Raw genomic sequence first — 230 nt, 5'->3', positions numbered from 1 at the left:
GATCCCGCTAGGCTCCACTTATTTTAATATCATTTATGGCGGTGTAGCTCAGCTGGCTAGAGCGTACGGTTCATACCCGTGAGGTCGGGGGTTCGATCCCCTCCGCCGCTACCATAAAGGACCTTTAGCTCAGCTGGTTAGAGCAGACGGCTCATAACCGTCCGGTCGTAGGTTCGAGTCCTACAAGGTCCACCACTAAAGGTTTATATCTCGGAGGTATACCCAAGTTC

At 52.2% G+C, this 230-nt stretch carries 2 tRNA genes; both read left to right on the top strand.

The features are described 5' to 3' along the window. Positions 1-37: 37 nt before the first annotated feature. Positions 38-114, top strand: a tRNA-Met gene (locus COC96_RS26930). Between the two features lie 4 nt (positions 115-118). Beyond that, positions 119-195, top strand: a tRNA-Ile gene (locus COC96_RS26925). Positions 196-230 lie beyond the last annotated feature (35 nt).

Origin of the sequence: Bacillus cereus (assembly GCF_002577405.1) — a bacterium.
Taxonomy (GTDB): Bacteria; Bacillota; Bacilli; order Bacillales; family Bacillaceae_G; genus Bacillus_A; species Bacillus_A cereus_AU.
Note: the sequence above shows the minus strand (reverse complement) of the source record. Positions and strands in the feature narration are given on the sequence as shown.